Origin of the sequence: Psychrobacter sp., assembly GCF_018260395.1 — a bacterium.
In the GTDB taxonomy this organism is placed as follows: Bacteria; Pseudomonadota; Gammaproteobacteria; order Pseudomonadales; family Moraxellaceae; genus Psychrobacter.
The window spans coordinates 1-12537 of record NZ_JAGLBC010000067.1 but is presented as its reverse complement, the minus strand read 5'-3'; the positions used below and the strand labels follow the sequence as shown (position 1 = coordinate 12537).

Below are 12537 nucleotides of genomic sequence, written 5' to 3'. Positions count from 1 at the left end.
ATAATAAAAAAAACTAAGCCATTGCTGACTTAGCTTTCTATCAAGCACATATAGTAACGACTTACATTAAAAGCGTTTTTTAAACTCTGGAGGTAGGCTTTGCTGTACGTCTTTTAACTGTTTTTCCATATCTTCTTGACTAGGCATACTGCTTGGATCGAAGCCAAACGGTAACGAACCGCCTGCACCCTTGGCAGGTTTAGAGCCTGTATTACCGCCGCCAAATAAGGGACCACCTGCCCCACTAGAATCACCACCGCCCATGCCTGTTAAGCCTTGTACTGCTTTCATCATCTTGCTAAGACCTTCAGGTTTTGACAGCATTTTCATCATTTTTGCCATCTGTTTGTGTTGCTTGAGCAAACGGTTAATATCTTGAATTTGCTTGCCTGAACCTGTAGCAATACGGCGCTTACGGCTTGGGTTAATCTTATCGGGATTTTTGCGCTCATAAGGCGTCATAGAGTTAATTAGCGCTTCCATCTCTTTAACTTTCTCTTCAGGCTTAGCTTCCTCAAGCGCCTCTTTGACACCTGCGCCGCTCATACCTGGCATTTTATCTAGGAAACTTGTCATGCCGCCCATATTTTTCATTTGCTGGAACTGGGTCAGTAGATCCTCAAGGTCGAAGTCGCCACCTTTTTGAATTTTCTTCGCCATCTTTTCCGCTTTATCTCGGTCAATCTTTTGCTCGACCTCTTCTACCAAGCTTAGAACATCACCCATACCTAAGATACGTTGAGCAACACGCTCTGGGTGGAAGGCTTCTAGCGCGTCAAGCTTCTCACCACGGCCTAAGAATTTGATAGGTTTACCGGTGATAGCGCGAACCGATAGTGCCGCACCACCACGCGCATCGCCATCGGTTTTAGTCAAGATAACGCCGGTTAGCGGTAGCGCATCATTAAAGGCCTTGGCAGTGTTTGCCGCATCTTGACCGGTCATTGAATCAACAACGAATAAAGTCTCTGAAGGATTAACCGCAGCGGTCAACGCCTTAATCTCATCCATCATCGCTTCGTCAATATGTAGTCGACCTGCGGTATCAATAATTAAAATATCTTGATACTGTAGCTTTGCTTCTTCTATTGCCCGCTTGGCAATATCAATGGGTTTTTCATCAATAGTAGAGTTCACAAACTTAGCTTTTATCTGACCTGCTACTTGTTCAAGCTGCTTGATAGCGGCAGGACGATAAACGTCAGCAGAAACCAACATGACTTTTTTCTTATGTCGCTCTTGTAGAAACTTAGCCAATTTACCTGCAGTTGTGGTTTTACCAGCGCCTTGCAGACCTGCCAGTAAATACACCACAGGCGGTTTACCTGTCATCTCTAACTGTTGATTGGCACTGCCCATCATTTCAGTTAGTTCGTCATAGACAATCTTTACAAAGGCTTGACCGGGTGCCAATTCTTTTAACACTTCTTGACCTAAAGCTTGTTCTTTAACTCGCTTAACGAAGTCACGAGTGATTGGCAAAGCCACATCAGCTTCTAATAGCGCCATGCGAACTTCACGCAACGTATCTTTAATATTATCTTCAGTGAGCTGACCTGTGCCTGAAATTTTACGCAGGCTGCCAGAGAGTCGTTCGGTTAAGGTATCAAACATATGGTTTTCTCGATATAACGTCTGTTAAATTACAGAATATTTAAAATAAATAGGGTATTCATTCTTTAATAAAAGGGGATCTACAATGAGGTAGATAAAGTTGTTCAAAGCTGTTTTTCAGTACTGTTTTTCAATGCTAATGTTCAATGCTTTCGTTCAATGCTAATGTAAAGCACAAATCATTGAGTGTTTAACAATTTTAGCAAAATTCATGCATAAACTCTTTTAATGTTTTTATTAAGCTATTAATTTTAACAAATGTACCGGCTTAACTGTATAGCCATCGCAAATAAGAGTCATTCTATGCTAAATTAGGGTATGATTGAGAAGTAATAAATCTTATTAAATTTTCGTCTCACTCAAAAAGACAACTATTACTTACTTATAATCATTTTACTTTGTTTATAATCACCTTGACACACAGAATACCACATCTAGTATATCAAACATTGACAGACCTAATTGTTAACTCGATTTCTTGGGGACCAAAACACCGTGTTGCTTGCATACGTCATTGCACTTATTATTTATACCCTTGTGAGCTGTCATTTGGTTTGGGCTTTAATACGTCTTAAACCCATTGCCAAAGGCTTTACTTTGGGCATGTTATTAATCGCTTTAGTTGCGCATGCAATGACCGTATACCCTAATATATATACTTTACATGGTCTAAATTTTAATGTCTTTAATACAGCCAGTCTAACTAGCTTCTATTTTGTGCTGTTCTATGTGATATTTTGTTTTTATCGTCCTATTTTAAGCTTGGGTGTTTTTGCTGCGCCCACAGCGATTCTTGGTCTAAGCTTGGGATACTTTGGTGTTGCGCCCTATGCTCCATTGTCAGATATTAGTAAAGGCTTAGAAGCTCATATAATTTTGTCAATTGCTGCCTACTGTGTGTTATTGATGGCTGCAGTACAAGCCATTATTTTACGCATTCAAATTCGTGAGTTAAAGCACAAAGCCAAACAACGTTTTTGGGTTAATAAACTGCCATCTTTACAAAGCATGGAGTCATTATTATTCGACATGATTCTGGTTGGCTTTAGTTTACTTACCATTGCGTTGGCGATAGGTTTCGTTTATGTCAATGACCTACTAGCACAACACATCGCTCATAAAACAGTGCTTAGCGTCCTATCTTGGCTACTGTTTGGTTGGTTGTTATTTGGCCACTGGAAATATGGCTGGCGAGGTCGCCGAGCTGCCAACATGGCCATCACTGCATTTGTATTATTGGCGATCGGCTTTATAGGCAGTAAATTTGTGCTTGAAATGCTACTTTAGTGCTGACAACTTATATAGCTAAACATTTACTAGCATAACTCTTTATTGCTCGCTAATTATTTGACGCTGACTAAACCCTATTAATTAAGTATTTATTTTACAGCTAACGAATTAGTTGTTAACTGCTGTATAAAGATTTTGCGCCAATAAATAAGAGGCAATAGACACACAAAGCCTAATAGTACACTGAATAAAAAATGAGCGCTGTATCCCACTCGTGCTGCAATGAAGCCACTAATTAAGTGTGACCCACCACTAAACACGGTTAACAGACAAACTTGGGTGGTAAAATCACTGCCCGCCTTGTCATGTCTGGCATAGTGCATAACCATCGTTAACATGGCTACCAAGGCCATAGCAGCAGTCAAATGCTCAATCGCATTGGCCGCATATGCCCACCAAAAAGGAACCGTTTGAGCGCTACCTTCAAAGCCTAGCCAATTGGGATGTTCAAAACCGATAGCTACGACAATATACAATCCAGTTGTCACTACCTGCAAGGCATTAAATATAACTAATGCATTGTGATGCGCTATGCGCTTTAACAGCACAGCCGCTAGAGCAGCCCCTATTAATGAAGCAGCTGAGCCTAACACACTAACCCATAGCCCGATACTGGCAGTAGATATACCCATATCAACCATTAACGGTTTAACCATACCACTTGAGATACCATCGACAATCTTGAAAGTAAGTAGGACTGCTAGCCATGATCGCATATGTTTATTATGCCAAAAATAGCCATACTGCTCTTGTATATAACTGCCAATTAAAGCAAAAGACTTTTTCGGTGGTTGCTGAAATTTTTCAAGGTTATTGATTGGTTGAGATTTAGGTTTAAGTTTAGATGTAGGTTTAGAATTCGATTTAGGTTTTAACTGCGACTCTGTTAGAGGAATTATTTTATTCTCAGGATAGCGCCAAATTGGAAAGGTATTTATTACAATTAATACTGCCATAGCAAAAAAACTGTATCGCCAAGACCACTTTCCTAAAACCAATAGCAATACACCCCCTCCCAAAATAAGCCCCATACGGTAGCCAACCACTTGTGCCGCATTGCCCATGCCTTGATAAGGGTTTTTGACTGCTGGCAGATCAGGGTTATTTCGAATTAGCTGGGTTAATGACCGCGTTGCTAAGCCATCCGCTGCCACATCATGAGTTGCACTTATCAAACTTAATAAAAAAAGCAGTCCATAGATTGCCCAAAGCGTGTCCGCAGAACTTAATTGATGCGGATCAAATAAACCGACCAGTGCTACAATAAGTGCCGATATAAGTTGCAGGGGTAAAATCCAACTGCGAGAGCGCCCCCATTTGGCTATAAAGTATTTGTCTACCATAGGTGCCCACAAGAACTTTAAAGCCCATGGTATTAACAACATTCCTGATAAACCAATCATCTCAAGCGATACATCATACTCACGTAAAATTGCAGGCAGGGCTTGGGTAATAAATCCTGAAGGCAGTCCTTGAGCAAAATATAGCGTCAATAATACAGCTAACAATCTGTAAGGAGGCTGATTTTGATTAGATAATTCATTGTGCAATTCACTGTCCTTGGTTTCAAAGGCGGACTGGTCAGTAGCTGACGGCTTTGAAGGGGATTCATTTGCCATATTAAAGGGTAATCCTGATAATCAATGAATGTATACTAAAGACTTGATAGCTAATTGTTTAAGATAGTCTAAAATGCTGGCTTAAAATCAGTTTTTTAAATCAGTGTTAAAAGCAGTTAAAACGACTTACTGAATCCATAAATTTTAGCTTATAGTTGGCTAACCTATTGAACAATATCTGCTATAATATCCGTTTTTAACATATCCAGATAAACAACCTAATAAAATAGTCTGATAATTTTGATAGCTTAATTTATTAACATAGGTTTATAAAGCCTTAATGGTTTGCAATCTCTTTATAAAGATTTTAGTATTAAAATTATATTCATTACATTTCAACCTAATATAGTCGAAGTTTTGGGTTTATTATTTGACAATATTTCAATTTTTAATTTGAAAAAAACAGTTATATGTGATATAAATACGCCCTTAAAAATTTATCTTGGTCAGCCTTTACTTGTTGTGGCAATTAAAGCGCAACGACCACTATCTTTCTGTTAACATTTTATTCAAGTTGCAGTCCTGTGTGTCCATAGCCGCATTGTGATTCGTTATCTTGAGTAGTTAAGGCATCAACTATTTCGACATAATTATATGTCATCCAGTTGCCTTACAACTTTATTAGGAGTCCGTCATGTCTCGAGTATGTCAAGTGACAGGAAAGCGCCCTCAGGTGGGTAACAATGTTTCGCATGCGCTTAACAGAACCCGTCGTCGCTTTTTGCCAAATCTTCATAACCATCGTTTTTGGGTAGAATCTGAAAATCGTTTTGTTCGTCTTCGTGTTTCTACTAAAGGTATGCGTATCATCGATAAGCACGGTATTGATAAAGTACTTGCTGATTTACGTGCCAAAGGTGAAAAAGTATAGTCTTTTAAACGACTTAATAGATGACTTAATTTCAAAGTCATCATACTTTATAAATTAATAGGAATACATCATGAGAGACAAGATTAAGTTAGTATCTACCGCTGGTACGGGTTATTTTTATACCACTACCAAAAACAAGCGCACCATGCCTGGCAAAATGGAAATCAAAAAATTTGATCCAAAAGTACGCCAGCACGTTATTTTCAAAGAAGCTAAAATCAAATAATTTTTGATTTAATAGCACAAATAAGCGGGTTATCTTAGGATAACCCGCTTTTTTATGTCTTTTTTTATGTATAGCTAGATGTTTTGCTCTAAATCTAATAATTGAACTTATATACTAAGTTTAACTGTAATGCTCAGGCTCTTCATCATAGACGTTTGCATGCCATTGACTTACCTGCTTTTGCATCATGGCTTGAACCGCAGCATGAATCATTTTATGACCAATAAATTGCGCTTCACCGCCTAACATATCTTTAACTTTATCAGAGAAAGCGATGGTAACTAATGGATCTTCATTATCCTTCGAATCACGTAGAACAATTTGACCCTTTTCGTTTTCAACCAATTCTAATATAGTTTCTTGAGCAAAGCCACGACCTCTGCGAGTTGTGCGCTCTCCTGTCTCAGAGTCAATATCAACGTCAGGGTTGTCTTTTTCAAAATTAAATACCATGCCCTATTCACCTTATATAGCATATGTGTCTTTATTAACAATGGACGCTAATGACACAAATTTCAAGGGCTAATTGTAGTAACTACTTAAATTGCATAATAAATATACATGATTTTATTGGCCTTAAATATGCTTATAGGCTTAACAATACAAGGCTAACGCCAATAGCGTAATTTAGCTAGTGAGAATAGAAACGCCACAAACATACCTAAGTAATAGGCATTTTTTAACTCAAATGAGGGATCACGATATTTAAAAGGTGCAGCTATGACCGCAGTAGCCGTTGGAAAAATGATTAACATCAGTAGCCAATTTTCAAAGACTGCCAACCATCCCTGCCAGCCTTGAGCATGACGAAGCCCAGACAATCCCAATAACAAACAGCCAATGATTAAAGTTTTAATCAGCCCTTTGGGTATATTCTCAGGATATGGATAATAAAATGAATTGCGATTAAAGATAGACAAGGGCATTCCTTTAAATAATTATCTAATAGCTTTTTTATAAAGAACTTATTGGGCATTGCTCACAGCTAAACTTCAGGCTCCTTATTTAAACTGGCTATCAAACCATGTATCAATTCAGCTATATCAACTAACTATAAGACCCCATTAGCCACAGCATAGTAACGCATGAAATAAGCCAGCCTAAAGTCAGAGCATTTCGTCTTTGGATATGCATACCCTTAGCTTTATTCATAATTAAAGCCCCAATCCAAAAGAGCAAAGGGACACCAATAACAAAGCCCGGTACTATGACAGCCGCATGTCTTAAAATATCTTCAATAGGCTCTCCATTTATATAACGGAAGATATAGCCTGCTAAACTAAGCACGATTGAAAAAACGGCTAAGCCAATCGTAAACCCTTTAGGGACTAAACTTGGTTTGGACTCTTGAGTAGGATATAAGTCGCTAGGACTTACGCTATCGCTAACAGAATCGTTTGCTTGGGGATGACTGTTTATTGACTTGTTAGTTGTCATAGTATCTCTGGTTGTATATCCATATTAATAAATATTGCATGTCCCAATTGGGGTATATCAGCTTTTTATCACATCTAAGCCTGAGCCGTACCTACAAGGCTTAACTCGTGACGCATGGCATCTATAGCTTGCTTATAATCTGGCTGATTAAAAATTGCTGATCCAGCCACGAACATATCGGCACCAGCTTCAGCTATGGCTCTAATATTGTTCACTTTTACCCCACCGTCGACCTCTAACCGAATATCACGACCACTAGCATCGATAAGCTGACGAACTTGCTTCACCTTATCAAGCGTAGCTTCAATAAATGACTGCCCACCAAAGCCTGGGTTGACACTCATTAACAAAATTTGATCGACCTTATCCATAACATATTCGAGATGATGCAGTGGCGTTGCAGGGTTAAGCACTAGACCACATGCCGCACCGCCATCTTTTATCATCTGCAAAGATCTGTCGACATGATGAGTCGCTTCAGGATGAAAAGTGATAATACTTGCCCCCGCTTCCAAAAACTGCTCAATCATGCTATCAACCGGCGTCACCATTAAATGCACATCGATCGGGGCATCAATACCATAGTCTCGTAATGCCTTACAAATCATGCTACCAAATGTTAAGTTTGGAACGTAATGATTGTCCATGACATCAAAATGAATAACATCGGCGCCCGCTTTAAGCACATTTTCTACCTCTTCACCAAGACGTGCAAAGTCCGCCGAGAGGATAGAGGGCGCTATAAGATAAGTAGAAGGCGTTGACATTGGCAGTGAGCTCATATTTTTCTCTTCTGAAAAGCTTAATATTAATGAATAGTGATATTACAAGTTCTGGTCTAGTATTTTAGGTCTTATTTAACTGGTAATTTGGTCTAAATTAACTTTAAAAATCAACTTTTTATCCATGAGTTAGAGTCGCGTTATAATGATGCTCAATATGATCTTCAATAACCGTTTGAATGAAATAATAACTATGATCATAATTAGCATGATAACGCAATGTCACAGGTTGATTTACTTCCTGACATGCAGCGTGTAAAGCTTCGGGCTGCAAGTAACCCGTGTTATAAAATTCATCCACACCGCCTTGATCTACCAATATAAGCGGATATTGTTTACCGGCTTGTTTAATGGCGCTTACAGCATCAAACTTTGACCACGGTAAGCTATCCTTGCTATCTTCACCAAAGTACTTAGTATATGCCGCTATACCCCATTCAGATTGACTAGATACACATATCGGAGCAATTGCTGACACACTGATAAATTTACTAGGATACTGAAAGCCAAACATGATAGAGCCATGCCCACCCATCGAATGTCCTGCAATCCCAATACTACTTATCGGAAACTTAAGTCGGATAAGATCGTAGAACTCTTCAATAATGTAGGTATGCATATTGAAATTCTCAGACCAAGGCGACTGCGTGGCGTCAACATAATAACTTGCCCCTTGTCCAACAAAATAACGCTCGTCATCTGGAATATCATCACCTTTAGGAGAGGTATCTGGAACAATAAATATCATGCCAAGTTCACTACACTTCTTTTGATAGTGGGCTTTTTGCGTAGCATTATCTGGGCTAGTGGTTAAGCCTGATAAAAATAAAATAGCAGGACAGGTCTGCCGAGCTAACGCCTCATCAGGCAAATAAATGCTAAAACGCATCTCAGATTTAGTGGTTTCAGAATCATGGGTGTAATAGTGTTGTTCACCATTGAAGCAGCGGTTTTTGCTAGTCAAGCTTAACTGAGTCATGTCATCATCCTAATATTTAAAATAGTAATAGTTTATTGGAAATGCGTTGAATGATTTTAGGAAGGAAATACAAATAATTTAAAATTTATTCTTAAACTTGTTATGAAACTTATTCTTAAACTTGTAATGAAACGTATTATTAAACAATGAATCTATAATTATTATAAAAGCAATTTATTACTAAATAGGTAGGTTTTGTGGCTTAATCAACGTAATTTTAACATAGGTTATAAGTTTAAAAAGTAATCCATCGTAACTTGAGTTGTGAGGACTAATCATTATATTTATGGCTATATTGGTGCAAATTTAATTTAGTCTTAGAAAATAATAAAAATACATTACAGATTTATGCTTATATAAATTGAATAAAACTAATAATATAGCCTGAAATTAAATTATGCACTAATGATGTGCAAATTAATTCACTTTAATGCATCAATTTGGGCATAAATATTGCACTAAATTGTAAAGTCAAAATTTAATTATTCAATATTAATTTCATTGGTTAGCTATTAATTAAATTAATATTTTTGATAATTCATGTGCACGCATTAAATTTTAACCTAACAATATTTTTATCCCTTAAGCTACAAGGTGTCCATAATGAGACCAAAGCAATCTATTCCCGTTGTTGATAAAGCACAACGTAGTCATGTTGAACCTTCAAATTCTGCTGTTAATGAAACTCTAGAAGATTATACCTTGCGATATGCGCCCCACAGTTTTCGTAAGTGGACACCCGGTGTGGTAGCAGTGACTGCGCTTGGCGGCATTGCCTATTTGGCTGACTTTTCTATTGGTGCAAGTATTGGTTTGGCTTATGGCACAACAAATGCCATATTTGCCATCATACTTGCTGCAATCGTTATCTTTTTGACAGGTATTCCTGTCTCTTATTATGCCGCGCGTTACAATATTGATTTAGACTTGATCTCACGTGGTGCAGGTTTCGGCTATTACGGGACGGTGATTACTAGCATCATATTTGCCAGTTTTACGTTTATTTTCTTTGCATTGGAAGGCGCCATTATGGCGCAGGGTCTAAAAATGGGTCTAGGAATTCCATTATGGATAGGCTATTTGTTGTCTAGCGTGATGGTCATTCCACTGGTTATATTTGGTATGAAAGCCTTAAGTAAGTTACAGGTATGGACTACCCCACTTTGGTTATTTTTAATGGTTGGACCTGTGGCTTACCTTATTTTTAAAAACCCTAGCATGGTTACAGACTGGGCAGCCTTCTCAGGTACTGGCCACTATCAAGGATTTGATTTTGCTGCTGTAATGCTTGGAGCAGGTGTTTGTTTAGCACTTATTATGCAGATCGGCGAGCAGATCGATTATCTTCGTTTCATGCCTGCCAAAACCGAGGAAAATAAAGTATCTTGGTGGATTGCAGTCATATCAGCTGGTCCAGGCTGGGTTGTATTAGGAGCTATTAAACAAATAACGGGTGCATTTTTAGCTTTTTATTTAATGGCTAATATGTTGCCAGAAAGTGCCATAACAGAACCTGTCCAACAATTTACTTCAGTCTTCCAAAATATCATTCCCGGTAGCTTTGCTATAGGTTTGGCAGTGATCTTAGTTGTGATCTCACAAATTAAAATTAACGTGACCAATGCTTATTCAGGCTCTTTGTCTTGGACAAGCGCCTATGCTCGGGTAACCAAACACTATCCAGGTCGCATCATTTTTGTGATTTTCAACGTATCCATTGCTTTGCTATTAATGGAAATGGATATGTTCTCAGTGCTAGGTAAAATTTTAGGTTTCTACTCAAACTTTGCCATTGCTTGGATTGTGGTGGTAGCCACCGATATCGCAATTAATAAGTATGTATTGGGACTATCTCCAAAGGAGCCAGAATTCCGCCGCGGTATGTTATATGATTTTAACCCAGTTGGTTTAGTATCATTTGGTGCAGCAGCAGGACTTTCTATATTGGCATTTTTTGGTCTACTGGGCGACTTCTTAGCGCCTTATTCTCCGATTATCGCTTTGGTGGTGGGCTTTATTCTTACCCCATTAATGGCGATTATTACCAAGGGTAAATACTACTTAAAACAAAGCCATGACGGTATTGAAGAACCACGCTTTGATAACGAAGGAACCCCTGTGGCTACTTTATATTACTGCGTTGAATGCAAACAACACTATGAACGTCCTGATGTACTACATTCACATAAACACAATGGCATCGTCTGTTCACTTTGCAAAACACTTGAAAAGTCTATTTAGTTCTAGCATCTATACTATTTAGAACAGTTACTATTTAGCATAGATACTATCTAGTATAGATTCTATTCAGCATAGACACTAAGATTTAAGGCATTTACGGCCAATATTATAAACTTTGCTAATTAAGTTCATAATTAAGTTCATAATTAAGTGCGTTAAATACCTATTGGCATAGGCTTGCAATAGGTATTTTTTTTAATAAATAAAACTTCATCAAAAAAATCAGTTTAATATCAGCCAATGAATTGAAAATTTAAACTTTTTTACCCTATAGCTCATATACCCTATAATAAGAACTTTCTTCATTCAGGAATTAACTTGTGACTTGGCAATCTTCATTACAATTAACTTTCGATTATCGACCTAGTTCTCAAAAGACTCGTCTTTGCCATAGTTTGCATAAAGGAGCTCTGATAGTACAACGTCCTTTATATCCTGAACCTGAACCTGAACCTGAAAATCAAGTTAACGATAATAAAGACTCCTTTCAATCAGCCCTTGTTGAAAAGACTTCAAATAACGCCTTTCACTCTACTGCATCAAAACCACAGGCTGGTATTTGTCATATTTATGTCTTGTACCCACCAGCCGGTATTGCAGATGGAGATGAACTGACCATGACGTTTGATTTGCAACCTCACAGCCATGCCGTCATTACCACACCAGGTGCAGGTAAGTGGTATGGTCAACGTAAATCGTTACGACCTACCAGTGACGTAAAAGATTTGCAACATAATAAAATAAATACACCAACTAAAAAACACCCTCAAGCAGAACAAAATATTCATGCTACATTAGCAGATGAGGCTGTACTTGAATGGTTACCGCAAGAAAGTATCTACTTTGATCACTCAGTATCTAACGCTAATAACCGGTTTGATTTGGCTCCCACAGCGAGTTTGCTAACTTGGGATATTGCCGTGTTTGGGCGTCAAGCTTATAACGAAGCTTTTACTCATGGTCAATACAATACGCGACTTCAGATTTGGCGGGATAATAAGGTATTGGTAAGCGAGCATACTCATCAACAAGCTAACTCACGATGGTTCCATTCACCTCTTGGGCTTAATAAACATCATGTTCACGGCACGTTTTGGGCAGTTCCCAGTAATGACGTTATAGATATCAAGGATCAAAAAAACCCTTTAAAATTAGGACAGTATTTAGATAGTATTATTGTAGAGGTTCGAGCTCTAATAGATGACCATAATCTGCCCCTAGTGACAACCCACAACTACCAAGCCATTAATTGTCGCTATATTGGTACTGATGTGCGCGCTTGCTTTGAAGCTTTTTATCAAGTTCGTGAGTTATTGAGAGAAAAATGGTATGACCTTGAGCCGCATCGCCCAAGGATTTGGGACACCTAATACATTTCACCCAGCTTAATTATAGTCTGTTATGCAGATTTAATTGACTGAACCTAAACTGATATATTCAACTATAATAGTTAAAGCAATACTATATTAGTTAAAGCA

At 38.1% G+C, this 12537-nt stretch carries 12 protein-coding genes; 5 read left to right on the top strand and 7 right to left on the bottom strand.

Annotated features, from left to right (window positions below; all coding sequences use genetic code 11):
* Positions 1-66: 66 nt before the first annotated feature.
* Positions 67-1614: a signal recognition particle protein gene (gene ffh, locus QZ265_RS06560; RefSeq protein ID WP_296404579.1), complete on the bottom strand. Its 1548-nt coding sequence runs from the start codon at positions 1612-1614 to the stop codon at positions 67-69.
* Between the two features lie 495 nt (positions 1615-2109).
* On the opposite strand from ffh, the gene ccsA reads away from it, so the two are divergent.
* On the top strand, positions 2110-2901 hold the full coding sequence (ccsA, locus tag QZ265_RS06555; RefSeq protein WP_296404577.1) for a cytochrome c biogenesis protein CcsA: 792 nt from the start codon (positions 2110-2112) through the stop codon (positions 2899-2901).
* A gap of 92 nt (positions 2902-2993) precedes the next feature.
* Here ccsA and QZ265_RS06550 read toward each other — a convergent pair whose 3' ends face one another.
* Positions 2994-4523, bottom strand: coding sequence for an MFS transporter (locus tag QZ265_RS06550; RefSeq protein WP_296404574.1), 1530 nt, complete (start codon positions 4521-4523; stop codon positions 2994-2996).
* A gap of 634 nt (positions 4524-5157) precedes the next feature.
* Between QZ265_RS06550 and rpmB the strand changes: the two genes are divergently transcribed.
* Together rpmB and rpmG are read left to right on the top strand one after the other, a co-directional pair.
* Positions 5158-5394, top strand: coding sequence for a 50S ribosomal protein L28 (rpmB, locus tag QZ265_RS06545; protein ID WP_007394060.1), 237 nt, complete (start codon positions 5158-5160; stop codon positions 5392-5394).
* A gap of 70 nt (positions 5395-5464) precedes the next feature.
* Positions 5465-5620: a 50S ribosomal protein L33 gene (gene rpmG / locus QZ265_RS06540; RefSeq protein WP_007394061.1), complete on the top strand. Its 156-nt coding sequence runs from the start codon at positions 5465-5467 to the stop codon at positions 5618-5620.
* A 120-nt stretch (positions 5621-5740) separates the two neighbouring features.
* On the opposite strand, the gene QZ265_RS06535 is transcribed toward rpmG, so the two are convergent.
* From QZ265_RS06535 to fghA, 5 genes are all read right to left on the bottom strand, one after another.
* Positions 5741-6073 carry a hypothetical protein gene (locus QZ265_RS06535; protein WP_296404573.1) on the bottom strand — a complete coding sequence of 111 codons (333 nt, stop codon included), beginning with the start codon at positions 6071-6073 and terminating at the stop codon, positions 5741-5743.
* A 155-nt stretch (positions 6074-6228) separates the two neighbouring features.
* Complete coding sequence (locus QZ265_RS06530; RefSeq protein ID WP_296404571.1) at positions 6229-6546, bottom strand: hypothetical protein; 318 nt, start codon at positions 6544-6546, stop codon at positions 6229-6231.
* A 121-nt stretch (positions 6547-6667) separates the two neighbouring features.
* The gene (locus QZ265_RS06525; RefSeq protein ID WP_296404570.1) at positions 6668-7057 is read right to left on the bottom strand and encodes a hypothetical protein; all 390 of its coding nucleotides are present in this window, start codon (positions 7055-7057) and stop codon (positions 6668-6670) included.
* A gap of 74 nt (positions 7058-7131) precedes the next feature.
* On the bottom strand, positions 7132-7824 hold the full coding sequence (gene rpe, locus QZ265_RS06520) for a ribulose-phosphate 3-epimerase (RefSeq protein ID WP_296404580.1): 693 nt from the start codon (positions 7822-7824) through the stop codon (positions 7132-7134).
* 133 nt (positions 7825-7957) lie between these two features.
* Positions 7958-8818: an S-formylglutathione hydrolase gene (gene fghA, locus QZ265_RS06515; RefSeq protein WP_296404568.1), complete on the bottom strand. Its 861-nt coding sequence runs from the start codon at positions 8816-8818 to the stop codon at positions 7958-7960.
* A gap of 603 nt (positions 8819-9421) precedes the next feature.
* Here fghA and QZ265_RS06510 point away from each other — a divergent pair.
* Positions 9422-11059, top strand: a complete 1638-nt coding sequence (locus tag QZ265_RS06510) for an allantoin permease (protein ID WP_296404566.1) — start codon at positions 9422-9424, stop codon at positions 11057-11059.
* 320 nt (positions 11060-11379) lie between these two features.
* Positions 11380-12429, top strand: a complete 1050-nt coding sequence (locus QZ265_RS06505) for an urease accessory protein UreD (protein ID WP_296404561.1) — start codon at positions 11380-11382, stop codon at positions 12427-12429.
* The last annotated feature ends 108 nt before the right edge of the window (positions 12430-12537 follow it).

What these genes read in the sequence shown, in the direction of transcription:
- QZ265_RS06530 (WP_296404571.1), bottom strand. Translation starts at nt 6,546, where the DNA reads ATGCCCTTGTCTATCTTTAATCGCAATTCATTTTATTATCCATATCCT.
- QZ265_RS06525 (WP_296404570.1), bottom strand. Translation starts at nt 7,057, where the DNA reads ATGACAACTAACAAGTCAATAAACAGTCATCCCCAAGCAAACGATTCT.
- rpmG (WP_007394061.1), top strand. Translation starts at nt 5,465, where the DNA reads ATGAGAGACAAGATTAAGTTAGTATCTACCGCTGGTACGGGTTATTTT.
- ffh (WP_296404579.1), bottom strand. Translation starts at nt 1,614, where the DNA reads ATGTTTGATACCTTAACCGAACGACTCTCTGGCAGCCTGCGTAAAATT.
- rpmB (WP_007394060.1), top strand. Translation starts at nt 5,158, where the DNA reads ATGTCTCGAGTATGTCAAGTGACAGGAAAGCGCCCTCAGGTGGGTAAC.
- rpe (WP_296404580.1), bottom strand. Translation starts at nt 7,824, where the DNA reads ATGTCAACGCCTTCTACTTATCTTATAGCGCCCTCTATCCTCTCGGCG.
- QZ265_RS06535 (WP_296404573.1), bottom strand. Translation starts at nt 6,073, where the DNA reads ATGGTATTTAATTTTGAAAAAGACAACCCTGACGTTGATATTGACTCT.
- fghA (WP_296404568.1), bottom strand. Translation starts at nt 8,818, where the DNA reads ATGACTCAGTTAAGCTTGACTAGCAAAAACCGCTGCTTCAATGGTGAA.
- QZ265_RS06550 (WP_296404574.1), bottom strand. Translation starts at nt 4,523, where the DNA reads ATGGCAAATGAATCCCCTTCAAAGCCGTCAGCTACTGACCAGTCCGCC.
- QZ265_RS06510 (WP_296404566.1), top strand. Translation starts at nt 9,422, where the DNA reads ATGAGACCAAAGCAATCTATTCCCGTTGTTGATAAAGCACAACGTAGT.